This window comes from Gordonia pseudamarae (assembly GCF_025273675.1).
Taxonomy (GTDB): domain Bacteria; phylum Actinomycetota; class Actinomycetes; order Mycobacteriales; family Mycobacteriaceae; genus Gordonia; species Gordonia pseudamarae.
The window spans coordinates 4,587,547-4,611,223 of the sequence record NZ_CP045809.1; the positions used below are offsets into that span (position 1 = coordinate 4,587,547).

General features: G+C 69.5%; 17 protein-coding genes. 7 read left to right on the plus strand and 10 right to left on the minus strand.

Going from position 1 to position 23,677, the window contains the following annotated elements; translation table 11 throughout:
- Positions 1 to 62: 62 nt before the first annotated feature.
- Entirely contained in the window at positions 63 to 1,751 is a 1,689-nt protein-coding gene (locus GII31_RS20035) for a VanW family protein (RefSeq protein WP_246221972.1), read from the minus strand.
- Between the two features lie 247 nt (positions 1,752 to 1,998).
- The gene (locus tag GII31_RS20040; protein WP_213245098.1) at positions 1,999 to 3,294 is read right to left on the minus strand and encodes an acetyl-CoA C-acetyltransferase; all 1,296 of its coding nucleotides are present in this window, start codon (positions 3,292 to 3,294) and stop codon (positions 1,999 to 2,001) included.
- A 180-nt stretch (positions 3,295 to 3,474) separates the two neighbouring features.
- On the opposite strand from GII31_RS20040, the gene GII31_RS20045 reads away from it, so the two are divergent.
- Both GII31_RS20045 and GII31_RS20050 read left to right on the plus strand, forming a co-directional pair.
- Positions 3,475 to 4,830 (plus strand): 3-oxoacyl-ACP reductase, encoded by a 1,356-nt coding sequence (locus GII31_RS20045; RefSeq protein ID WP_260840133.1) that lies wholly within the window; start codon positions 3,475 to 3,477, stop codon positions 4,828 to 4,830.
- Positions 4,830 to 5,717 carry a MaoC family dehydratase gene (locus GII31_RS20050; protein ID WP_213245100.1) on the plus strand — a complete coding sequence of 296 codons (888 nt, stop codon included), beginning with the start codon at positions 4,830 to 4,832 and terminating at the stop codon, positions 5,715 to 5,717. Before GII31_RS20045 ends, GII31_RS20050 begins: the two co-directional genes overlap by 1 nt.
- Positions 5,718 to 5,869: 152 nt before the next feature.
- Here GII31_RS20050 and GII31_RS20055 read toward each other — a convergent pair whose 3' ends face one another.
- Positions 5,870 to 6,481, minus strand: a complete 612-nt coding sequence (locus GII31_RS20055) for a TetR/AcrR family transcriptional regulator (protein ID WP_213245101.1) — start codon at positions 6,479 to 6,481, stop codon at positions 5,870 to 5,872.
- A 96-nt stretch (positions 6,482 to 6,577) separates the two neighbouring features.
- Positions 6,578 to 7,897, minus strand: coding sequence for a glycoside hydrolase family 3 N-terminal domain-containing protein (locus GII31_RS20060; protein ID WP_246221973.1), 1,320 nt, complete (start codon positions 7,895 to 7,897; stop codon positions 6,578 to 6,580).
- A gap of 221 nt (positions 7,898 to 8,118) precedes the next feature.
- On the opposite strand from GII31_RS20060, the gene GII31_RS20065 reads away from it, so the two are divergent.
- Entirely contained in the window at positions 8,119 to 8,313 is a 195-nt protein-coding gene (locus GII31_RS20065) for a DUF2613 domain-containing protein (protein ID WP_213245102.1), read from the plus strand.
- Positions 8,314 to 8,366: 53 nt separating this feature from the next.
- Positions 8,367 to 12,944: a DUF3367 domain-containing protein gene (locus GII31_RS20070; RefSeq protein WP_407649997.1), complete on the plus strand. Its 4,578-nt coding sequence runs from the start codon at positions 8,367 to 8,369 to the stop codon at positions 12,942 to 12,944.
- An 11-nt stretch (positions 12,945 to 12,955) separates the two neighbouring features.
- On the opposite strand, the gene GII31_RS20075 is transcribed toward GII31_RS20070, so the two are convergent.
- Complete coding sequence (locus GII31_RS20075; protein WP_213245103.1) at positions 12,956 to 14,209, minus strand: acyltransferase family protein; 1,254 nt, start codon at positions 14,207 to 14,209, stop codon at positions 12,956 to 12,958.
- A 50-nt stretch (positions 14,210 to 14,259) separates the two neighbouring features.
- On the minus strand, positions 14,260 to 14,559 hold the full coding sequence (locus GII31_RS20080; RefSeq protein WP_213245104.1) for a hypothetical protein: 300 nt from the start codon (positions 14,557 to 14,559) through the stop codon (positions 14,260 to 14,262).
- A gap of 211 nt (positions 14,560 to 14,770) precedes the next feature.
- On the opposite strand from GII31_RS20080, the gene GII31_RS20085 reads away from it, so the two are divergent.
- The gene (locus GII31_RS20085; RefSeq protein WP_213245105.1) at positions 14,771 to 15,940 is read left to right on the plus strand and encodes a DUF3068 domain-containing protein; all 1,170 of its coding nucleotides are present in this window, start codon (positions 14,771 to 14,773) and stop codon (positions 15,938 to 15,940) included.
- On the opposite strand, the gene GII31_RS20090 is transcribed toward GII31_RS20085, so the two are convergent.
- Positions 15,865 to 17,163: a lipopolysaccharide biosynthesis protein gene (locus tag GII31_RS20090; RefSeq protein ID WP_213245106.1), complete on the minus strand. Its 1,299-nt coding sequence runs from the start codon at positions 17,161 to 17,163 to the stop codon at positions 15,865 to 15,867. The two genes, GII31_RS20085 and GII31_RS20090, sit on opposite strands and share 76 nt — an antisense overlap.
- Before the next feature lie 139 nt (positions 17,164 to 17,302).
- Between GII31_RS20090 and GII31_RS20095 the strand changes: the two genes are divergently transcribed.
- Both GII31_RS20095 and GII31_RS20100 read left to right on the plus strand, forming a co-directional pair.
- Positions 17,303 to 18,229: an HpcH/HpaI aldolase/citrate lyase family protein gene (locus GII31_RS20095; RefSeq protein ID WP_213245107.1), complete on the plus strand. Its 927-nt coding sequence runs from the start codon at positions 17,303 to 17,305 to the stop codon at positions 18,227 to 18,229.
- 17 nt (positions 18,230 to 18,246) lie between these two features.
- A complete protein-coding gene (locus tag GII31_RS20100; RefSeq protein ID WP_260840135.1) occupies positions 18,247 to 19,950 on the plus strand; it encodes a hypothetical protein in 1,704 nt (567 codons plus the stop codon).
- 67 nt (positions 19,951 to 20,017) lie between these two features.
- On the opposite strand, the gene GII31_RS20105 is transcribed toward GII31_RS20100, so the two are convergent.
- From GII31_RS20105 to GII31_RS20115, 3 genes are read right to left on the minus strand one after another with little or no spacing between them, the layout of a single operon-like run.
- On the minus strand, positions 20,018 to 21,163 hold the full coding sequence (locus tag GII31_RS20105; RefSeq protein ID WP_213245109.1) for a glycosyltransferase family 4 protein: 1,146 nt from the start codon (positions 21,161 to 21,163) through the stop codon (positions 20,018 to 20,020).
- Between the two features lie 32 nt (positions 21,164 to 21,195).
- Positions 21,196 to 22,422 carry an SfnB family sulfur acquisition oxidoreductase gene (locus GII31_RS20110; protein ID WP_213245110.1) on the minus strand — a complete coding sequence of 409 codons (1,227 nt, stop codon included), beginning with the start codon at positions 22,420 to 22,422 and terminating at the stop codon, positions 21,196 to 21,198.
- Positions 22,423 to 22,432: 10 nt separating this feature from the next.
- Positions 22,433 to 23,635, minus strand: a complete 1,203-nt coding sequence (locus tag GII31_RS20115) for an acyl-CoA dehydrogenase family protein (RefSeq protein WP_213245111.1) — start codon at positions 23,633 to 23,635, stop codon at positions 22,433 to 22,435.
- Positions 23,636 to 23,677 lie beyond the last annotated feature (42 nt).

Sequence of the window (23,677 nt, forward strand, 5' to 3'; positions counted from 1 at the left end):
GCCACAAGCTGGTACAGAACATCGGGCTCACCGATGTCGACGACATCGGCCGTGCCCCTTATCTACGTGCAGCGCACTATCGGCTCCGGATCGTATTTCACTGTCCGGGTGTGTCTGCTGATCTCGGCACCCGACTTCGCGTCGGTGACCACCCGGGTGTCCGAGGTGGTGAAACCTTTCGAGCCGTTGCCGGGAATGCAGTTATCACCCTTGGGCAGGGTGATCTTCTCCGGATTGGTGTACTTCGATCGACTACCGGTGATCGACTGCACCTCAACGGTTTTGGTGCTCCACAGGCGGACTGTCACCGCGCTCGGCGACCAGTCGGTGTCGATGACGATGCCGTGGTCGGTGTTGTTGCGGAAGACCAGATCGATGGCACCGTCGAACACCGTCGCCTCCCGTGCCTCCGGATAGCGCGAGATGTAATAGGAATGCTCGGTGTGGTCCACGTCTTCGAGCCCGGCGAAGTACGCTGCGTTGTACAGCGTGGTGGCGAACTGTGAAATGCCGCCGCCCACCGCCTTCGACGTGCGACCGTGGTCGATGATCGTCGAGGTCACATAGCCCTGCGCCGACCCCCGGGTGCCGGTATATCCGTTCAGCGAGAACGACTCACCGGGCAACACCACCGCACCGTCGACGGACTGCGCGACCAGCCGGATGTTCTCCCCCGAGGCCTCGGCGAATCCGCCGGTGGTGAACTCGCTGACGACCTCACCGACCCCGAGGCCCTCCGCCTTGGCGGTGGTCAGTTTCGGCTTCCGCACCTCATAGACGACATCGACGGATCGACGCGCACCCGGATCGGTGGTGGTCGCCGTCTTCGTGATCTTGCCGAGCGTCTTGGTCCAGTCGATGCGCGCGCCGACACGGGAGGGCACCACCTGGGGCCGGCCGCCCGAGAGCGTGAACGTCGCGTCGACGGGGGCCTTGACGGTCGCGGCCAGTCCCGGACCGAACGACTTCACGGCGGCCTTCTGATCGATGCTCGCCGTCAGGCCGCCCTTGCCGTCGGCGACGAAGGTGAGAACGTCACCGAGTTGTACCGGGGTGATGGACGCCCGGACCCCGCCGCTGCCGTTGAGCACGATCGGCCCCGCCATCGCGGTGGCCGCCACCCCGTCGCGGGTGACACGCACCGTCTCCGCCGACACCGTCGGCGCGAACTGCTCGGTCGGCAGCATCACCGGCTCCCCGAGCAGCCAACCCGCCCGCAATGCCTCGGGAACCCGATCGCGGGCGATCCGCCGGCCGGCCGAGGGCAGATCGGCCACCGGCCTGCCCTTGGAGAAATGAACCCCACCCTCGACCGCCGACAACTCCATCTGTGTGCGCCGGGAGTCGAGGGTGGCGTCGAGAACCTCGCGGTCGACGGTGACCACCGGCACGATTTCCCGGTCACGACCCGCCAGCCCCACGAGCCGCCGCACCGGGTTGACCGGCTGATCGCGCAGAAGCTCCAGAGTCGCATCGGCGTCGAACGTCAGACCCAGCGACTTGGCCGTGACCTTCACCTCACCCCGCGGCGTGACTATCGTCACAGGCTGATCGGCACGGAGGGCGAGCTGATCGAGCACCGAACGCGCCTCGGTCGGAGACAGATTACCCGCGTCCAGCCCGACGACAGTTGCGCCACGGGCCGTCTTGCCATGGGTAACCAGCAGGTCAACACCCACGATGAGGATGCCGACGAACAAGATCCCGAGCACGGCATGCACACCGGCCCGAATCGCCACCCCTCTGCTCACCACACCAACGTATCGTGTCCGGCTGCCTTGCCGCCGCCGCCGGCGAGCGCGCGGGCCGCCCCGACGGGGACGGACCTGTCGCGAAACGGCGCGTCGCTTTTCGGGGAAACGTGAATTAGAAGGAAAAGTAGCGTACAAATATGGGTAGTCCCGACCAGCTGCCAGACCCCCGACCCGGCAGATTGGTCGGGACTACCTTATTTTCCGGGGCATCAGCCTCGCGGGCTCAGGCGTACGCCGAGATCGATCATCCCTCGATGATCGCGGTAACGCCCTGACCGCCGGCGGCGCAGATGGAGATCAGCGCACGTCCGCCGCCGTTCTCGGCGATCTGCTTCGCCGCCTGGGCGACGATGCGTCCGCCGGTGGCGGCGAACGGGTGGCCGGCGGCCAACGACGAGCCGTTGACGTTGAGCTTGGCGCGGTCGATCGAGCCGAGCGCCCGGTCCAGACCCAGCCGCTCCTTGCAGTAGGTCTCCGACTCCCACGCGGCCAGGGTGCACAGCACAACCGAGGCGAAGGCCTCGTGGATCTCGTAGAAGTCGAAGTCCTGCAGGGTCAGGCCGTTGCGCTCGAGCAACCGCGGCACCGCGTAGGTGGGCGCCATCAGCAGGCCGTCGGGACCGTTCACGTAGTCGACGGCCGCGGTTTCGCTGTCGACGAAGTAGGCGAGGACCGGCAGGCCCTTGTCCTTGGCCCATTCGTCGGTGCCGAGCAGCACCGTGGACGCGCCGTCGGTGAGCGGGGTGGAGTTGCCCGCGGTCATCGTGGCGTCGCCCAGGGACACCCCGAACACCGGCTTGAGCTTGGCGAGCTTCTCGGCGGTCGAGTCACCGCGCAGATTCTGGTCACGGATCAGGCCGCCGAACGGGGTGACGAGATCGTCGAAGAAGCCCGCGTCGTAGGCGGCGGCCATCTTCTGGTGGCTGGCGGCGGCCAGTTCGTCCTGGTCGACGCGCTTGATACCGAACTCCTTGGCCGTGATGGCGGCGTGGTCACCCATCGACATGCCGGTGCGGGGCTCGCCGTTGCGCGGGATCTCGATACCCAGATTGGGCAGCAGTTTCAGCGCGTTGAGCAGCTGATCCTGCGTAGTGCGCGAACGATTGACCTCCAGCAACTGACGGCGCATCGACTCCGAGACGGCGATCGGCGCGTCGGAGGTGGTGTCGACACCGCCACCGACGGCGGCGTCGTACCGGCCGCGGGCCACTCCGTCGGCGACGGCGGTGATGGCCTGCAGGCCGGTGCCGCACGCCTGCTGGACGTCGAAGGCGGGGGTGTACGGCGACAGGGCCGAACCGAGGACGCTCTCCCGGATGAGGTTGAAGTCGCGCGAGTGCTTGAGGACGGCGCCGCCGGCGACCATTCCGAGCTGCTCGCCCTGCAGGCCGAACCGGCTGACCAGGCCGTCGAGTGCGGCGGTGAACATTTCCTGATTGCCGACCTTGGCGTACGCCTTGTCCTGTTTGGCAAACGGAATCCGGTTGCCGCCGAGGATCGCTACCGGACGTTCGGTGCGGGTCTTGGGTGCTGTGGCCACTTCGATCTCCCAGGGTGGTGTTTGGTATCTATAGCGTATTCTTACTCAACAGTAAGTTCGTTGTCGAACGCCCGGCCCGGCGCGCTCGGCAGCTACCATCGCTCGCCGTAGGCGCAAGTGCCCCGCACGTGCCACCCGCGACGGGGCGCACACAGTGCACGCAGAACAGGAGATCCATCCGTGGCCAACACCGGTTTGTACTCGTCATTCGTCCACTCGGCACCCGGCTCGTTCATCGCCAAGCAGGCCGGTCTGCCGGTACCGCCCACCCTGCGCCGCTACAAGCCGTCCGAGCCCGCACTGCCCGGCCCGGTCCTGCTCGGCGGTTCCGGCCGCCTCGTCGAGCCGCTGCGCGAGATCCTCGCCGGCGCCGACTACACGCTGATCGAGAACGCCACCTCCGGTCGCTCGGCCGACAAGTACGGCGCGCTGGTGTTCGACGCCACCGGCATCACCTCCCCCGACGAACTGCGTCAGCTGTTCGAGTTCTTCCAGCCCGCGATGCGCTCGACCGCCGCGTGCGCCCGCTTCGTGGTGATCGGCACCACCCCCGAACTCCTCACCTCCCCCGGCGAGCGGATCGCCCAGCGCGCCCTCGAAGGCTTCACCCGCTCACTCGGCAAGGAACTGCTCAAGGGCTCCACGGTGCAGTTGGTGTACGTCTCCCCCGAGGCCAAGACCGGCCTGACCGGCCTGGAGTCGACGCTCCGGTTCATCCTGTCGGCAAAGTCCGCGTTCGTCGATGCCCAGGTGTTCCGGGTGGGTGCCGCCGACGGCACCTCCCCCCAATCGTGGGACAAGCCGCTCGAAGGCAAGGTGGCCGTGGTCACCGGCGCCGCCCGCGGCATCGGTGCCACGATCGCCGAGGTCCTGTCCCGCGACGGCGCGCACGTCATCTGCGCGGACATCCCGGCCGCGGGTGAGGCGCTGGCCGACACCGCCAACAAGGTCGGCGGCACCTCGCTGCCCCTGGACGTGAGCGCGCCCGGCGCCGGCGCCAAGCTCGCCGAGCACGCCCTCGAACGCCACGGCGGCATCGACATCATCGTCAACAACGCCGGCATCACCCGCGACAAGCTGCTCGCCAACATGGACGACGCCCGGTGGGATTCGGTGATCGCGGTCAACCTGATCGCCCCCGAGGCCCTGGTGAACGGCCTGCTGGAGAAGGGCGCGCTGCGCGAGGGCGGCGCCGTCATCGACGTCTCGTCGATCGCCGGTATCGCCGGCAACCGCGGCCAGACCAACTACGGCGCCTCCAAGGCGGGCGTGATCGGCCTGGTCGACTCGTACGCGCCGATCCTCGCCGAGAAGGGCGTCACCATCAATGCGGTGGCCCCCGGCTTCATCGAGACCAAGATGACCGCCGCTATCCCGCTGGCCACCCGCGAGGCGGGCCGGCTGATGAGTTCGCTGCAGCAGGGCGGACAGACCGTGGACGTCGCCGAAACCGTTGCCTACTTTGCCAACCCGGCATCGAACGCGGTCACCGGCAACATCGTCCGCGTGTGCGGCCAGGGCTTCCTGGGTGCGTGATGAGTAAGACGATCACGCTGAGCGGGGCCCCGGGCACCGCTGCGATCTATGGCAAGGCCGTGGCCGCGATGCTGCCGGTGGTCGGCAAACCCGCCACGGTGTCGCCGACCGCCACGGTGCCCGACACTCGCTACCGGCTCGCCGACGTACGGGTCGATCCCGATGCGCTGCAGGCGTATTGCCGGGCCACCGGGCAGCGCTTCTCCCCGACGCTGCCGCTCACGTACCTGTTCGTGCTGCAGTTCCCGCTGGCCATGAAGATCATGACCGCCGGCGAATTCCCGTTCGGCGCCGTGGGTTCGGTGCACATCTCCAATACGATCGAACGCAAGCGGGAGATCGGCGTGGGCGAGCCGCTGACGATCACCACGCACGCGGAGAATCTGCGGGAGCACCGCAAGGGTCTGCTGATCGACATGATCAGCGAATTCACCGTCGGCTCTGAGGTTGTCGCGGTGCAGACCGCGACCTTCCTCAAGCAGCAGCGCACCAGCCTGTCCGACGAACCGCGCGGCCCCGCCCCGACGGCATCGGCCCCGCCGCCGCCCGACGCGGTACTGACGGTCGACCTCGGGCGTATCCGCGACTACGCGGCAGCCTCCGGTGACCGCAACCCCATCCACATGGGCAATCTGCCCGCCAGGGCGTTCGGTTTCCCCAAAGCCATTGCCCATGGAATGTGGAGCGCAGCAGCCGCTTTGGCCAATCTCGAGGCTCAACTGCCCGGTGCGGTGACCTACGACGTGCAGTTCGGCAAGCCACTGCTGCTGCCCGCCAAGGTCAACCTCTACACCCGGCGCATCGACGGGGAAGGCGATTTCGATCTCGCCATCCGCGACCGCCGCAAGGGATATCCCCATCTGACGGCCACCCTGCGCCACAACTGAGCAGCGATAGGGGTGTGGGCCACCGGTTTTCGGTGGCCCACACCCCTATCCGGCCGCTTCCCCGGACACGTGCCTTCGGAGCGGGGCACACGGCGCGGTCCGGAGTTTCGTGTCGCGGAAGCTCCGCTTATGTCTTATGTGATGGTTTATGTCTAGGTGATGGCCCGGTCGGTGCCGACGCCCTTGAGACCACGCCAGACAATGCCGACGAGCAGGTCGGTGGCGGCGTCGAGGGCCACGTCGCCCTCGGCGATACGGTCGGCGACGGCCTCCGAGGCGCCGACGATGGCCAGTGCGGTGAGCTCGAAATCGATATCGCCGGCGCCCTCGACGGTGGTGCCGGCCTTGATCAGGTCGGAGACCATCTCGACGACCCGCCTGCGGCTGTCGCCGACACTGGACGCGAACGCGGTGGTACCGACGGCCACGCGGTACAGCACGCGCCACGACCGCCGGTTGTCGTGGACGAAGCGAAGGAACTCGCGCACCACGGTGCGGGCCTGCTCACGCTGGGCGAGGTTCGGATCGAATCCGATGCTCATCGCTTCGATGAACCGGCCGGACTCGCGCGCCATGCAGGCGCCGAACAGTTCTTCCTTGGAGCCGTAATATAGGTACAGCATCGGTTTGGAGATCTCCGCCTCCGCGGCGATCGCGTCCATCGAGGCGTCACGGAAACCGTGGTCGGCGAACACTCGCACCGCGGCGTCGAGCATCTGCTGCTCACGCACCGCGCGGGGTAGTCGCTTGGTTCCGCCGGCCATCACATGCCTCGATTCCGTGGTGATGTGGGGCATAACCGCCGCCCACAGACCTCAACTTACCAGCCGGTAAGTTCCGCTGGCGAACGAGGAGCGGAATCAGCAGGTCAGCACGCCCTTGGCCCGCAGCACCCGCACCACCTTGGCGTCGACACCGGCCTGGCTGATCCGGCCGTCACGCACCGCCGTCTCCAGCGAGTCGAGTACCGCCGGCACCTGATCGGTGGTGGTCCACAGCGCGATATCCACCCCCGCCCGGATCGACCGCACCGCGGCCTCGGTGATCGGGTACCGGGAACTGATCGCGGCCATCGAACCGAGGTCGTCGGAAAAGATCACGCCGTTGAACGCCGGCCCGTTGTAGCCTTTGCCGGTCCGCAGCATCCGGATCGCCTTCGCGTCGAGGCTGGCCGGCATGTCGGAGGCGGTGAGCCCTGGCACGATCAGATGCCCGACCATCGCCGCCGCCGGCCCCGGATCGGCCAGCAGCCTGCGGAACGGCACCAGGTCGGTGGTCTGCATCGACGCCAGCGGCGGGGTCTGCACCACGCCAAGATGCGAGTCGCCCGAGCCGTGCCCGTGGCCGGGGAAATGCTTGTACACCGGGATGATCCCGGCATCGGCCAGGCCCCGGGCGAACGCACCGCCGAAGCGGGTGACCACTTCCGGGTCGTTGCTGAACGAACGGTCGCCGATCACCTCGTCGTCGGATTCGTCGCTCACGTCGATGGACGGCGCGAAGTCGACCGTGATGCCGAGGCGCTTCATCTGTCGGCCCATCTGCGCCGCGATCGCCCGCACCTGTGTCGGCGTCTTCGTCCGGGCCAGCTGCCGGGCCGACGGCGCGTCGATGCCCAGACCCGACAGCCGCGACACCCGGCCGCCCTCCTGGTCGACGGACACCATCAGCGGGATCTCCTGGCCACGGGAGATGCTCGCGGCGGCACCACCGGTGAGGATCGACTTGTCGGTCCAGCTGCCGATGAAGATGCCGCCGATGTGCTCGGCACGAACCACCGACCGCGCGTCGTCGGCGCCGGTGACCCCCACCATGACCAGCTGCGCGAGCTTGCGCCGCAGGGTCATGTTCTTGAGGGTGGCGGCGCCGCACCGGTTGGTGAGGGTGGTCAGCGACGGCGTCGCCGATCCGGTCGGCACCTGCGCGGACGAGGACATCGACGCCGCCGAGGTCCGGGTGGCGCCGGTCTGGGAACCGCCGGTCTGGGAGCCGTCGGTCTGGGACGAACCGGACGCCGCGGCGCCCTCGTCGCCACCACATCCGGCGGTCAGCCCCACCCCCAGCGCGAGGACCGCGGCCAGGGCTGCGGCCCGGACCGGTGCGGCGGTTGCCCGCGCCGCACCTCGGTCGGACCGGCGACCGAACGCGGCGGTTCGTGAACGACTCGTCAGAAAGCCCATGGTGGCCAGTCTGTCATGTCCGGACCGCCCGGTGGCCGACCATCGGCGACGCCGGGCACCGGATACGGGGCCGCCGGCCCCGCAGACCTCGCGGTACCCGGCCCCGACCCGTCCTCGACCACACCGGGAGGACGTCGCGATCGGCCATCGCACGGGCCGGTTTTGTCCGGACCGCGCGTGCCGCTGCTGCATCCCCGAACGCTCTGGTAAGTTCACATGCCATGCAGAACCGTCTTGTCACCGGTGGCGTCGCAGCTGTCGCGGGTATCGTCATCGGGCTCGGCGCGGTGCTTCTCGGTGGCGTCGTGGCCACGGACACCAAGCCCGCCACCGATCTGAACAGCATCTCGCCCGAGGACGGCTTCGTGCAGGGTGCGGTCGAGTACGGTTCGCGCAGCGCCGCCGAAGAAGACTGACTCCTTCACGCTCCCCACGCCTTCGCCGGCCGAGTCGTCAGTCGGTGGAGGAGCTGTCGGACAACGACGCCGGGCTGTCGCGGCGGGGCGTGCTCGTCGCCGCGCTGTGCGCGCTGGTCGTCTCGTTCGCCCAGGCCCCCGGCCGTATCTCCGCCGACACCAAGCTGGACCTCACCGCCGACCCGCTCGGCTTTCTCGGTCGCGCCGCACACCTGTGGACACCGGACGCCTCCATGGGGCAGGTGCAGAACCAGGCGTACGGCTACTTCTTTCCGCACGGCGCGTTCTTCGCTGTCGGCGACCTGGCCCACATCCCGCCGTGGATCACCCAGCGACTGTGGTGGGCACTGCTGCTGACCATCGGTTTCGTCGGCATCGTGCGCCTGGCCGAGGTGCTGCGGGCGGGCTCACCCGCATCCCGGATCATCGCGGCGACGGTGTTCGTGCTCAGCCCCCGGGTACTCACCACAGTGGGATCGATCTCGTCGGAGACGCTGCCGATGATGCTGGCACCGTGGGTGCTGATCCCGGTGATCCGGGCGCTCGATCGCGATACCGGGCCACTGTGGCGGCAGGGGTTCCTGTCTGCGGTCGCGGTGGCGCTGATGGGGGCGGTGAACGCGGTCGCCACCCTCGCGGCGCTGGCGGTCGCGATGCTGTGGTGGCTGTTGACCGTCCGCCGGGCCGGGCGGCGCGCCATCGCGTTCGCCGGCTGGTGGGCGCTCGGACTGGCGCTGGCGTGCGCCTGGTGGGTCGTACCGCTGCTGATGCTGTCTCAGGTCAGCCCCCCGTTCCTCGACTTCATCGAATCCTCCCGGACGACGACGCAGTGGTCGTCGCTGACCGAGGTGCTGCGCGGGACGAGCGCCTGGACACCGTTCGTGTCACCGGAGCGGGTGGCGGGTGCGGTGCTGGTGACCCAGCCGGCGGCGGTGCTGGCGACCGGCGTGCTGGTCGCGGCGGGCCTGGCCGGGCTGACGATGCGTGCGATGCCCGGCCGCGGCAGACTCATCACGATCCTGCTCACCGGGCTGCTGGTGATGTGTGTGGGCTACGCGGGCGCCCTCGGCTCGCCGATCGCCGAACCGGTGCGCGAGTTCCTCGACGGCGCGGGCGCACCGCTGCGCAACATCCACAAGTTCGAACCGTTCATCCGCATCCCTGTCGTCCTGGGTATCGCACATCTGCTGGCGCGGGTACCACTCACCGATCCACGGGCGTTCCTGCGTCCGGCGATGTCGCGGGGGGCCGCCGCGGCGCTGGTGGTGGCCGTCGCGGTCGCCGGATCGGGATCGCTGATGTGGACCGGGCAGCTCACCCCCGCCGACACCTACCGGTCGATGCCGTCGTACTGGTCGCAGACGGCGGCGTGGCTGGAACAGCACAGCTCGACCGCGCTCAATTCTTCCGGCGGTTCGCGACCGCCGCTGCGGTCGCTGGTGGTTCCGGGTGCGCCGTTCGCCGACCAGGTCTGGGGGTTGACCCGCGACGAGCCGCTGCAGGCACTGTCCGAGACGCCCTGGGCGGTGCGTGACGCCATTCCGCTGGTGCCGCCGGGTGCGATCCGGGCGATGGATTCGGTACAGCGGCAGATCGCGTCCGGGCGTGGATCGCCCGGCCTGGCCGCAACCCTGGCGGCCCAGGGCATCGGGTTCGTCGTGCTGCGCGCCGACCTCGATCCCGACACCTCCCGGTCGGCGCGGCCGCTGGTGGCGGCGCAGGCCCTCGACGACTCGCCGGGGCTGTCGGTGGCGGCCCGGTTCGGGCCCCTCATCGGGCCCGCCACCGTCGACGGGGTGGTTCGCGACAACGGGTTGCGGCCCACGCTCCCGGCCATCACGATCTACGCCGTCGACGACGCCGCACGGACCGGAGGCACCGGGCCGGTACTGGTCGAGGCCGCCTCGGTGCCGCGCGTGGCCGGCGGCCCCGAAGCACTGGCCACCATCAACGCACAGCGAATCCGCGCCGGTCTGCCCGCGCTCGGACCGACCGTCCTGGACGTCGACGCCCGCCGTTTCGACGCCGAGCACCCCGATACGCCGCTGCCTGCGGCGCCGCGGATCGCCACCGACACACCTGCGGACCGCGAGGTCGACTTCGGCCGGGTCGATGACCACAGTTCGGCGATCCGCGCCACCGACGACCCCCGCCGCACCCAGAATGCGGCCGCCGACTACCCGGCGTGGGACGGCGTGACCGACGGCGACCTGGTGCGGGCGCAATGGCTGCTCGACAATCAGCCCGGCCAGGTGCGGATCACCAGTTCGGGTTCGGCGGCCGATGCGACCCAGCCCGGGCAGACCTCCCCGGCCAGTTCCACAGCCGCGGCGTTCGACGCGAAGCCCTCGACGGCATGGGTGTCGAGCGGTCTGGAATCAGCGGCAGGCAAATGGATGCGACTGACGTTCACCCGCCCCCGCGCAGCCCTGTCACTGACACTGACCACCGCACGGGCGATCGGTCCGGACGTCGACACGATCGTCGTCACCACCAACAACGGAAGTTCTGTTGCCCAAGGGATTTCGCCGGGAAAGCCGTTCACGGTAACCCTGCCCGGCGGTAACACCTCATGGATCGAGATCCGGGCCTCGCACACCACCACCGGAAGAGCGGGCAACCAGTTCGCACTCGGCGAGGTCGCGCTCACCGACCTGACCACCGGGACGCCCCTGGCGATCCGGCAGCGGGTCATCCTGCCGGCGATGCCACCGGACTCCGACGTCGCGCGATGGGTGCTGACCCAGGAACTCACCGGCCGGCCCTCCTGCGTGCGAGACACCAGTGCGACCGACGAATTATTCAGATGCGCTTCCGGTTTGGGCCTGACACCGGAAACGCCCGGGGTGTTCACCCGGGCCCTGTCGGTACCGTCGGACACCGCCGTGTCACCGACCGTCACCCTCGTCCCCACCCCCGGTGACGGATTGCGGGCACTGCTGTACAGGCCCGGAACCGTTGTCGCGGAAGGCCCGTCGGACGTCACCGACCCGCGCGGGACCGCCCAGGCCGCCGTCGATGGCGACCCGGCGACCACCTGGACCGCACCGGAGGAAGGCGCCCGCACCGACGATGACGACAACGACGATCAGGACGATCAGGCGGGCGTCGACTCGGACGGCGGCGGGAACGACGGGTCGGACGACACGGCCGGGCCGGACAAGGACCCGGATTCCACGTCGCGGACCGGCAACACCGGCGGATACGGCGACGCCACACAGACTTCCGGCGGACAGGCTTCCGGAGACGAGGATTCCGGCGAGAAGGATTCCGGCGAGAAGGATTCCAGCCGTAAGGAATCCACCGAGAAGAGTTCCGGCCCCACGCTGACCATCCGGCTGCCGCGGGTGCAGCGCGTCGACAGACTGCGCATCGTCACGCCGGACACGTATCCCGCCGCGCCCACGGAGGTGTCGGTCAATCTGGGTGGTCGCTGGCTCACCCGCGAGGTCGCCGGGGACGGCACCGTCACGCTCACCGGCGACCGCACCGACCGGATCCGGTTGCGGATCAACAAGTCCACCGACATCGTCGACGTGAACTCGCTCGGCTTCGCCAAGCGTGCACCGGCGGGGATCGCCGAGGTCGAGATCTCACCCCGCCCGGCGGGGCGCCCGTTCGACCCGGATCGGGTGATCACCGTCGGCTGTGGCGACGGTATCGGGATCACCGTGGCGGGCAGGGTAATCGGTCTCAGCCTCCGGACCACCGCCGGCGCGCTGCGCAACGGGAATCCGGTCACCGCCCACCCGTGCGGCTCCGCCCCGATCCCGCTGAGCGCGGGCGAGCAAGAACTGTCGGTCAACCCCGGCTCCGCGTTCAGTGTTCTCGACGTGGAACTCGCCACCGCACAGCAAGTCTCGGCCCCGTCGACGACTTTGCCGGCGGTCGGGCGGTGGTCGTCCACCCACCGGATCGTCGACGTCGTCGAGGCCTCGGCGGACCGGATTCTGACCGTCGCCGAAAGCACCAACCCCGGCTGGCGGGCCACCGTCGACACCGCGGACGGCACAACCACCCTGCACCCGATCACCGTCAACGGATGGCAGCAGGGCTGGGTGGTGCCCGCGCACCTGTCCGGACCGGTCACCCTGCGATACACCCTCGACACCCCCTACCGCGGGATTCTCGCCGTCGGACTGTTCCTGGTGGCCGTGCTGCTGGCGCTGGCCTGGCTACCACCCCTTCTCGCGCGGTCCGGGAACGCACGCCGTGATCCGGATGTCGCGGGCACCGACCCGGGACGCGACGGGGAGGCGCCGGACGAACCCGCCGACATTCCCGACGGCACCGCGCCCCGGGCTCGGATGCCACGGTGGCAGCCGGTGCTCGCAGCGCTGCCGGCCCTCGGCGGAATCTGGCTGCTGACGGGATGGTGGGGTCTCGGTATCGGTTGTGCGGCGGCAATTCTCACGTATCGTTCGACTCCGGCGGCGCGGGTCGTCGCCGTGTTCGTCGCGATGCTGGCGGCCGTGCTAGCCCTCGCCGCGGGTCCCTGGCACTCGCCCACCGGCTACGCCGGCGACGACTGGTGGACCCAGCTTGCCGCCCTGTTGGCCATCGCGATGCTGGTCTGGTCGGCCGTGCTCACCCGAACCCCGCCGGCGGCGGGAACACCCGACGGACGCTGACGCCGACGCCACTACGCGTTCGGCACCGTACGATTCGCCTCCCGTGCGTTGATCCACCGGCGGGCCGGGTCCTCGATGAAGGTGTAGCTCGCGGCCGACACCCCGATCGTCAGGGCGACGGTGAGCGCCAGGACCAGGGGCATGTCGCCGTTGAACGGGACGATGCCGAACAGCGGGAACACGACGGCGAGTACCGCCAGATGCCAGATGAAGATGCCGTACGACCAGCGGCCCAGGGCCTGCATCACCGGGGAGTCGAGGAACCGGAACGGGCCCGGCGCGCACACCAGCGGCGCGAGCAGCGCGTAGCCGACGATCGCACCGAGCACCATCTTGGTGGCGAACTGGAGGTGGGTCAGCTCGCCCAGGCCCGTCGGGCCGGCCAGCGGAGTGCAGGCCAGCGCGTACGCCACCACGAACACCGCGGCCATCAGCGGGCGGTTCGCGCTCGGCGCGACCGTGATCCGCAGCCACCTCGGATGGTGCCCGGCCACGTCGGTGGTTGCCGCGATCTCGGCCAGCACCAGGCCGGCCACGAACCACGGCAGATGACCGAACACCCAGTTCTTCGGTTCGACACCGTCGGCCAGCGGCAGAGTGGCCGCGAACCAGGCCCAGCCCAGGCTCAGCACACCCACCGCCAGGATCACCGGGACACGCAGCCGCGCGAGGTCTCCCCGCAGGCGGACCAGCGCGAGGCCGATCAGCGGGAGCAACAGATAGAACGCCACCTCCACCGACAGGCTCCACATCTGGGTGAGGCCGGCGGTCAGCGACAGGGCCACGAAGACCTGCGTGAGTGTGAGATTGGCGAGCCACACGGTCAGATCGGCGCCCTTGGCGTCGGGCAACAGGGTCAGCACCAGGACCACGACGACGACATAGGCGGGCCAGATACGCACGATCCGGTGCCGGAAGTACCGGCCGATGTCCGGCCGGGGGATACTCCTCGCCCCTCGGCTCGGTGGGCGACCGGGCTCTCCGGGCGACTGCACTCCGGTTCGGGCGGCCTGTGCCCAGGGGCGCCACAGCAGGAAGCCGGACAGGCCGAAGAACAGTGCCACCGCCAGGTCGAGGCGGCCGAGGATCGGGCCGATCACGGCGGTGTTCACCGCACCCGTCTGAAACGACACGTGGGTGGTGAGCACCGCGATCGCCGCGACCGCACGCATCCCCTCCAGTTGCGGAAAGAACCTGCGTGCGGGCACGGCGGAACGATCCGCTCGGGGTGTCGGCTGTAGCTGTCGGTCCGGGCTGCTGCTCATCTCGGGAGATCAGCGTACGCCCGGGCCCGGCAGATCAGCGGTATGACCGATCAGCACCCGCCGTCACCACCGCCTCCACCACCGCCGTCTCCGCAGCCGCCACCGTCACCTCCACCACCGTCGCCTCCACCACCGTCGCCACCGAACCAGCCGCCGCCCGAGCTGCCGACGTAACCCGAACCGCCGCCACGCCGCGGCCCGCCGAAAAGGAGGATCGTCACGATCGCGATGACGATGACTGCCACGATGGCGAAGATGAGCATGGGATCCTCCTTACGGCGCGCCGACGGGCATTCCGTACGGCGATGTGCGACATCACCTTCTTCTTGATCACCGATCTTCTTGATCACCGATGATGTGTTCTGGTCCGCCCACGATAGGGTAGGCCGCGCGCGGATCCCTGAGCGCAGCATAGGAAACCGGTCACGGATAGACCACCGGGAGAAAAAGTCCAGGTGGACGGCACAACTCGATGCCGAAGGGTGTTCCTCTGCGGGTACGGGCATACCACCGTCGAATGACACGCGCAGCTGTGCGCCCCGATGCCCTAAGGTCAGCGGTATGCCGTCAGACGCCCCGAGTGGCCCGGAAATCGCCGCCGCGCAATCCCCTGACGCCGCGCAATCCCCTGACGCCGCGCAATCGCCGGACGCCCCGAACCGGCCGCGGTTCAGCGGGCGCGACCTGATCGGTCCGACGATGATCTTCGCCGGGGCGTTCCTGCTGTCGGCCGCGATCGCGCTGCCCGCCCTGTTCGTCGGCAACCTCACAGTGCTGCCGCTCGACACCGACGAAACCATCGTCGCACGGTCCACCGCGCCCGCCCAGGTACTCGACCAGTGTTCGCTCGACACCCGTGCCGCACGGGTGGTGAGCGTCCCGGTCACCCGGCAGCAGCGCGTCGTCGCGGTCCGTCCCGCCGGCCGCCGCGTGGTGACGCTGCAGGCCGGCACATCGTTGCGCGCCGACGACAAACTCGACGACTGCTCCGACGGCACGATCTCCGCGATCCGCGACCGCGTCACCCTGGACCGCGAGACCGCGACGTTCCGCGGCAGTGGGTCGTCGGAAATCCAGTACGACGACAAGCTGGCCCCGCTGCGGGTATCGGACCGGACCGGTCTCACCTACGCCTTCCCGTTCGACGTCGCGCACCGCGACGGCGAGTTCTTCGACCCGATCACCCGAACCACCGTGCCGCTGCGCTTCGACGGCGACGCCCAGGTCGAGGGTGAGGAGGCCATCCGGTTCGTCGCCGAGATCCCCGACACCAACCTCTACGACGCGCATTCGGGCGCAGACACCGCCGGCCGGCCCACGGTGATCGTGCGGCCCGCGTCCTGGTTCGGGCTGCCCGGAAATGCCCCCATGACCCTGCATCTGCATCATCGGAGCACGTGGGAGATCTCGGTCGATCCGACGACCGGCACCATCCTCGACGAGCGGATCACCATCGACGAACGGTACCGGCCCGCCAATCAGCCGCTCGGGGAGTTCTCGCTGGTCAACCTGGCCACCACGCTGACCTATACCAAGAGCACCCGTGACGCGGCCGCGGCACGGGCCGCATCGCTCGCCCGGCCGATCACCGTGTGGGGGCGGCTGGTGCCCATCGCGGCCGGCGTGGTCGGGGTGGCGGCGATCGGTGGCGGAATCTACTGGCTGTGGCGGCGCGAGCCGTCGGACGGCGAACCGGCGGCCGTGGACGACCGAGCGGACGAGCGGGCCTGATCCGGATCGGTGGCCGGACACGGATCGACCCGGCCGGGGTGTGCCCACCACACCCACAGCACCGTGGCGAGCGTGGCCACCGTCGCCGACGACGCCGCCACCAGCGCGAGACCGACCACCGAATCGGCGACCGTGACGATCAGGATGCCCTCGGCGGCGAGCGCCGTCCAGGTGAACAACGCGACACGGGTGCGGTCGCGGGCGATCGCCCACAGCAACGCCACCTGCAGGACCGCCGACGTCGACCCGGTGAACGCGAAGATCCACAGGATCGGCACCAGCGGACGGTACTCGTCGGAGAACACCAGTGGCACCAGCGGCCCCACGACGCCCGCACCGACGGTGAGCACCGCACCGACCAGCGCCACCACCCGCAGCGCGCGCCCGAGTGATCTGCGCGACGTGGTGGGATCGGCCAGCGCCGGATAGAACACGACGCCGATGGCCTGCGGCAACCAGAACGCGGCCTTGGTGGCGACCGCGCCCAGCGCGTACACGCCGGCGTCGTCGGCGCCGAGCACACCACGGGAGACCAACAGATCCAGCGACACCGCCACCACCAGCACGAACTGCACCTGGGACGCGCGGATCACGCTCACCGCCCCCGTACCCCGGTCCCCCGGACGCGGGCTCGTCGACGGTGGTTGTCCCACGCGCACGACACACCACGCCGCGCCCGCGGCGACCGCCGCACCCACAGTCCCGGCCGCCAGCCCGGTGCCGGCGCCGGCGCCGAACGCGAGAGCGATCACCACCGGTACCGACCGCAACACGCCCACCCCCGCCAGGACCGTTGCCAGCGCCGGGAACGCCCGGCCGCCCTGCAGCACGCCTTGCGCACCGGCGATCAGCACCAGCACCGGGGCCGCCGCCAGACCCGCGACCGTCGTGGTGAAACCGGTGTCGGCCAGCCACATGAACAGCGGCACCGCGGGCACCATCAGCGCCGCGACCACCGCGGTCACCAGTGCCGTGAGCCGCACCAGTTCGGGTATCGACCGGCCGTGCACCACGTCACGGGCCACCACCGCCTGCAACGCCATCGCGGGCACCGCCAGCACCAGCATCGCCGCCATCAGTACCGCGAACTCACCGTAGGCCGACGCCCCCAGCCAGCGTCCTGCCGGCACATGCACGAGATACGCACAGATATTGGCCACCATCGACCCGGCCGTCACCCATCCCACCGATGCGGCGATGCTGCGCTGGGAGGTCTCGGGCATGGCTCCCAGTGTCTCAGTAGCCCAGTGTCTCAGTAGCCCGGGGCGGCGATGACCGAGGACCACGGTTTTGCGGGGCGTGTGCCCGATGGGCGACGATGGAGACTTACGCGACCGAGAGGCACCGATGTACGACCAGCCGATGTACGACGAGCTGAGGACCACAGAGATCGAGCCGACCGAGCCGGGGTTCCGGATCGACCCGGTACTCGCGCGGAGCTGGCTACTCGTCAACGGTGCGCAGTACGGGAAGTTCGCCGCCGCGAGCCTCTCACGTGCCGACATCGTCGTCCTCGACATCGAGGACGCCGTCGCGCCCAAGGACAAGGTCGCCGCCCGCGACAACGTCGTCCGCTGGCTCAACTCGGAGGAGGGCAAGGGCGAGTGGGTGCGCATCAACGGTTTCGGCACACCGTGGTGGGCCGACGACCTGGCCGCTCTCGCGCAGGCGCCGATCGGTGGGGTGATGCTGGCGATGGTCGAATCCCCCGACCACGTCACCGAGACCGCCGCACGACTGCCGAACGTGCCGATCGTCGCGCTCGTCGAAACGGCCCGCGGGCTGGAACGGATCAGTGAGATCGCATCGGCGAAGAACACTTTCCGGTTGGCGTTCGGGATCGGCGACTTCCGCCGCGACACCGGGTTCGGTGACGATCCGCTCACCCTCGCCTACGCCCGGTCGCGGTTCACCATCGCGGCCAAGGCCGCGCACCTGCCGTCGGCGATCGACGGCCCCACCGTCGGTTCGAGCACCCGCAAGCTGAGCGAGGCGACCGCCGTGAGCGTCGAGTTCGGGATGACCGGCAAGATCTGCCTGACCCCCGACCAGTGCCACCCGGTGAACGAGGGACTGTCCCCGTCGCAGGAGGAAATCAGCTGGGCGCACGAGTTTTTCAGCGAGTTCGAGCGCGACGGCGGTGAGATCCGCAACGGATCGGATCTGCCGCGCATCGCCCGCGCCACCAAGATCCTCGAACTGGCCCGCTCGTACGGCATCACCACCTCCGACTTCGACGACGACGAGCCGGGGCATCCGCCGGCACCGTCGGACACCTACCACCACTGAGCTTTTCACCATCCGCCATGCAGACAGACCGTTCACTGCTGCTGAAGCTGTACGCGGTAGACACGGTCGTGGTCACCGTCATCCTCGGCCCGATGCTCCGCTCGCTCGGTGGCGGCCGGTATCTGCTGTACCGGGACGCCGTGTCGACGCCGCGCTCATATGTCACCGACACCGCGCTCGGGATCGGCGGTGCGCCGGCGCGAGCCGTGCCGCAGGACTGGCTGCTCGGGGTGCTCTCGCCGGTGGTCGACGGCGGGATCGTGGTCGTGGCGCTGCTGGGTGTCGGGCTCGTCCTGGCCGGAGTGGGTTTCGGACGGCTCGCCGCACGGGTGGTGCCCGCGGCCGGCCATGCCGGGGCCTGTTTTGCGGCGATCGTCTCGGTATGGAATCCGTTTGTGGCCGAACGCCTTCTGCAAGGACACTGGAGTCTGCTGGTGTCGTACGGGGCACTCGGCTGGGTGATCGTCGCCGTGCTCGACCGACCGGACGGGTTCCGGGACTGGCTGATGCTCGCGGCTCTGTTCGCGTGGGCGGGGTTCACGCCGTCGGGGTCGATTCTCGGCGGGGTCGTGGCTGTCGCGGCCATGGTGGCGTCGGGTTCATCGGGGCGCCGCTACGCCCGTCTGGCATCCACGTGGGTGGTGGGGGCACTGCCGTGGCTGGTGGCGTCGCTGCTCGGCGGCGCGACCACGACGTCATCGGGAGTGGGGGTGGAGGCGTTCGGGATACGTTCCGAACCGTGGCTCGGGTTGCCGGGGACCGCCGCCGGGCTGGGCGGCATCTGGAACGCCGACGCGGTGCCGGGCAGCCGGACCGTGTGGTGGGCTGCGGTCGCGACCGCGGCATTCGTGCTGGTGGTGGCCATCGGCGGCATCGAATTGTGGCGCAACCACCGGGACTCCTACACCTGGAAGTGCTTTGCCGGATGCGCCGCCGTCGCCCTGATGGCGGTGGCCGCCGCGGCCACCGGGCCGGGAGAGGCCGTGCTCACCTGGTTGGTCGAGACGGTCCCGGGTGCGGGCCTGCTGCGCGACACCCACAAATACGTCGCCCTGGCCGTGCCGTTCTACGCGATCGCCGCCTGCGCCGCGATCGGCGTATTCACACGTTGGGTGCCGGCGGCTTTCGCCGTCGCCACCGGGGTGCTGCTCGTCGTCGCCCCGCTGCCCGACCTCGGATGGGGCGTGGGCGGCTCGATCCGCACCGTCGCGCTGCCCGACTCGTTCCGGCAAGCGGCACAGGTCATCACGGCCGACCACGGGGTGGTGGCGATCTATCCGCCCGGCCAGATCCGGCGGTACTCGTTCACCGGCACGCCCTCACTCAACCCGCTCCCGCGGATGCTTCGCGCGCCCGTCGCCGACGGCGGGGCACTCACCGTCGACGGTGTGGCCGTCGACGAGTCGTCGGGCCGGGGTGCCGAGGTGGAGGCCGCGCTGCGTGACGGCGGTGATCAGGACAGGCTTGCCGGACTGGGTGTGGGATGGGTTGTCGTCGAAGGCGGCGACATTCCCCGTGAACTCCGCAAGCTCACTCCGGCAATGACATCCGCCGAACTCACCGTGTTCCGGATCCCGGGTGACATCGCGCCCGGCGGGGCGTCGGCGGGTGCCCGGGCGGCCGCGTGGGCGGCACACCTGCTGTGGCTCGCCGCCCTGCTGTCGGGTGTGGTTGTGCTCGCCCGGCGCGATCAGCGCGTCCGCTCGACGGATGCGGGGTGAGGAGCGCGAGCCGAGAGGCTCGGATCCGGCGGGCGGACACTGTTGTCGCACCGGATTTTCGGGCTCATCACCGGGAGGCTCCTGGTACCTCAATCATCGAGAGGGCGGCGAAACCGTCGGCCGTGGACGACCAGGAGTAGCCTGCCGCCTTGCGGCGGGCATTGTCGCCGAGTCGCCGGGCCGCGGCCGGGTCGTCGACAAGTTTCCTTGTGGCACTGATGAGTTCGACGGGACTGTCGACGAGCAGACCCGTCTCGCCATGGGTGATGGACTCGGCCAGACCCACCGACGAGCGGTAACCGACGGTGGGCACACCATGCTGGGCCGCCTCGATGACGGCCAGCCCCCACCCTTCCTTGCGGGAGGGCATCAGGTGCACGTCTGCGCGGGCGAGGAGTTCGTGTTTGCGACGCTCATCGACATGTCCGTGAAAGGTGACGTAGTCGTCGATGCCGAGCTCGGTGACGCGGGCGCGCAGCTTCTCGTCCCACCAGCCGCCGCCGATCACATCCAGATGCACATCGGGCCGGGTGTGCCGCAGGTCATCGACCACCTCGAGGGCGTGTTCGACCTGCTTGTGCGGGACGAGCCGAGACAGCACGCACAGCCGCGCGGTGGACGGCGAATCCACCGGTACGAGCAGGTCGGCGGGCACCGGGTCGATGCCGTTGTGGATGACGGTGATGCGTTCGGGATCCACGCCGAGTTCGGCGAGCTCCCGCGCCGACGGCCGCGACACCGTCACGTACCGATTGCGCCGGTGCACCCAGGGCGACATCCGCGACTCGATGAACCAGCCGACGTGGCCGAGAAGGCGTCCGGCGACGGGCCACTGTTCGCGGTGGCAGTGATGGACCAGCACGACGGTGGGCGCGCCGCTGACCGTCGTCGCGAAGAACGGAACGCCGTTCTGGGTGTCGACGACCAGATCGGGATCCAGACCTGCCAGCGGGCCCGCGCCCAGACGCCCGGCGGCGATGAGCGCGAGCGCCGACGGATACACGCCGAGCCTGCCACCGGCGCGGATGATGCGTAGCCCGTCGCGGCGCTCCTCCCGCGCCGAGCCGCGATAGCGGGCGGTCAGCAGCGTGACCTGCACCCCGCGGGAGGCGAGTTCGGTACCGACTCGTTCGAGGTAGCGTTCGCTGCCGCCGCCCTGCGGGTGGCCGGTGTCGCGCCAGCACAGCAGCAAGACCTTGGACGGGGTGTTCATCGCGGACAAGTCTAACGCCCCGCGCCGAGCGCTTATAGCGAGGTGTGAGACGGTGGCGGCTGCCCGCCCAGCGCCCATCGGCCCAGGTGATGCACCTTCCAGCGTTCGGGGTCGTGCAGGGTGTGGGTGCGGGCATCACGCCAGAACCGGGACCAGTTGGCCTTGCCCGCCGCCGAGCGGGTGCCGCCGAAGTCGAACAGGTCGGCCGCCGCGTCCCGTGCGGCCCGGCCCGCGGCCACCTTCGCCGCCGCGGTCGCCAGCGATGCCTCCGCGATCCCCGCCGGATCGGCGGCTTCGGATATCCGGTATGCCGCCGTCTCCAGCAACGACTCGGCGGCCCGCACCGTCAGTTCCAGCTCCCCCGCCTGCGCGATCAGGTACGGGTCGTCGACAGCCCTGTCCAGACCCGACTCGAACCAGGGCCGGGCGACCGCCACCACCTCGGCGGCCGCTCCCAGCGCACCGCGCGCGATACCGACGTCGATGGCGGCATGCACCAGCTGCGCCCGCGCACCGTACGTCGACGGTTCGCTGAGCAGACCCGAGAAGTCCAGCAGCGCGGCCTCCTCGACCGCGACATCGGTGAACGTGACCGTGCCACTGCTGGTGGTGCGTTGCCCGAAACCGTCCCAGTCGTCGGCTATCTCGACACCGGGGGTGTCGGCAGGCAGGTACACCAGGACCTTTCGCTGCGGTCCGGTGCCGTCGGCGACGACCGCCCGCACGGCCAGGATGTGCGCGAAGTAGGCGCCCGTGCAGTAGTACTTGATTCCGTTGAGCCGCAGCCCGTCCGGCGTGTCGGACACGGTGGTCGAGTCGTCGGTGACCGTCTTGCCGGTACGTTCGTTCTGCGCGTTGGCCAGCCGCCCACCGGCCAGCACACGCCCGAACACCCACTCCTGCAATTGCGTGGACCCGTTGCGGCGCAAAGCCTCCAGGAAGGTGAAGTGACTTTGCGGGATCTGCGCGATGCTCGGGTCGGCGGCGGCGAGGATGGCGATGACCCGGGACAGCGTGACCGGCCCCAGACCGGGGCCGCCGAACTCTCGCGGCACCGTGATCGCCAGCAGCCCCGACGCCGACAACCGCTCGATCTCGTCGACCGGCAACACCCGGCCGGCGTCACGCGCACTCGCGCCCGCCGCGAAGGCGGACGCGAGTGCGATGGCGGCGTTCACTGCCGAATCATGATCGGTGATGACGGCGCCCGCCGGCGGGTTCGCCGATCGCGTGCCGGTGGTGCCCGCTCGCAAGATCATGGATGGCAGCCTAGCTGTACAGGGTGAACTGGGGGGCGCGTTCGTTGAGTAGCCAGTCACCGATCTCGCGGGCCTTGTACGCCACCGGATCGTGCACCGTGTGGGTGCGCAGGTTGCGCCAGTGCCGGTCGAAACCGTATGCGCTGGTGGTGGCGCGGGCACCCTGGATCTCGAACAGCCGGGAGGCCACCTCGAGTGAGACCTTGGTGGTGAGGAACTTGGCCTCGGCGATCGTGACCGCCGTGTCGGCACGCTGCTCGGGGCTCAGTTCGGGACCGAAGTCCAGCGCCCACTGCAACGCCTGGCCGGCCCGGTCCGCCAGCAACGACGCGGCGGTGACCTTTGCCTTCAGCTCACCGATCAGCTCGAGGATGTACGGATCGTCGGTGGCGGCGTCGACACCGGAGGTCTCCCACGCGCTGGCATTGAGCCGGGTCCAGTCGAGGGCCTCCTCGAGCGCGCCCTCTGCGGTGCCGATGTAGAAGTTGACGAAGGCCAGCTGCCAGTGCGGGGTGACCAGCGTCTGGTAGGCGGAGAACGTCTTGCCGGTGAGCGGGTCGTCACCGAGGATCTCGTCGCGCGCGATGGGGGTGTTGACGAATTCGACACCGCCCGAGTCGGTGAGGCGCTGGCCGATGTTGTCCCAGTCCCCGAGCGGGGTGAAGCCTTCCTTGTCGCGGGGAATGGCCAGGAACACCAGATCGCCCTCGAAGATCGCCGTCACCGACAACCGGTCGGCGACACTCGCGCCGGAGGCGAAGGTGCGGCGGCCGTTGAGGCGGTAGCCGTCTCCGTCGCGGGTCAGTTCCAGACCCGCCGATCCGCGCGGGTTCTGCACGCCGCCCCAGAACGACTTCTCCGCCGCGTTCTGCCGGGACAGTTCCCCAGCCTGCTCGGGGGTACCGAACAGGTGCGGGATCCGTTGCTGGGCATAGTGATAGCCGAGCAGGTGGGCGATGGAGGTGTCGCCACGTGCGATGCGGCGGGTGATTTCCTGCGACTGGGCGTAATTCAGTCCCGAGCCGCCGAATTCGACGGGCTCGCCTACCTGCAGCAGGTCGGCGTCGCGCAGCAGTTCGATCTCGGCGACGGGATCGGCACCCGCGCGGTCGCGTTCGGCTGCGGTGGCGCGCAGTTCGGCGGCAACCAGGTCGGCGCGGCGTAGCGCGTCGTCGAACCGGGTCTGCAGATCAGCGGTGATCGTTGCGGTCATGTGTTGTGGGACTTTCTGTGTGGGGATAAGACGACATTGTCA

Bases quoted from the DNA above. Each gene is read 5' to 3' on its own strand.
- GII31_RS20050 (WP_213245100.1), top strand. From the start codon at position 4,830: ATGAGTAAGACGATCACGCTGAGCGGGGCCCCGGGCACCGCTGCGATC.
- GII31_RS20055 (WP_213245101.1), bottom strand. From the start codon at position 6,481: ATGGCCGGCGGAACCAAGCGACTACCCCGCGCGGTGCGTGAGCAGCAG.
- GII31_RS20060 (WP_246221973.1), bottom strand. From the start codon at position 7,897: ATGGGCTTTCTGACGAGTCGTTCACGAACCGCCGCGTTCGGTCGCCGG.
- GII31_RS20065 (WP_213245102.1), top strand. From the start codon at position 8,119: ATGCAGAACCGTCTTGTCACCGGTGGCGTCGCAGCTGTCGCGGGTATC.
- GII31_RS20075 (WP_213245103.1), bottom strand. From the start codon at position 14,209: ATGAGCAGCAGCCCGGACCGACAGCTACAGCCGACACCCCGAGCGGAT.
- GII31_RS20085 (WP_213245105.1), top strand. From the start codon at position 14,771: ATGCCGTCAGACGCCCCGAGTGGCCCGGAAATCGCCGCCGCGCAATCC.
- GII31_RS20090 (WP_213245106.1), bottom strand. From the start codon at position 17,163: ATGCCCGAGACCTCCCAGCGCAGCATCGCCGCATCGGTGGGATGGGTG.
- GII31_RS20095 (WP_213245107.1), top strand. From the start codon at position 17,303: ATGTACGACGAGCTGAGGACCACAGAGATCGAGCCGACCGAGCCGGGG.
- GII31_RS20100 (WP_260840135.1), top strand. From the start codon at position 18,247: ATGCAGACAGACCGTTCACTGCTGCTGAAGCTGTACGCGGTAGACACG.
- GII31_RS20105 (WP_213245109.1), bottom strand. From the start codon at position 21,163: ATGAACACCCCGTCCAAGGTCTTGCTGCTGTGCTGGCGCGACACCGGC.
- GII31_RS20110 (WP_213245110.1), bottom strand. From the start codon at position 22,422: ATGATCTTGCGAGCGGGCACCACCGGCACGCGATCGGCGAACCCGCCG.
- GII31_RS20115 (WP_213245111.1), bottom strand. From the start codon at position 23,635: ATGACCGCAACGATCACCGCTGATCTGCAGACCCGGTTCGACGACGCG.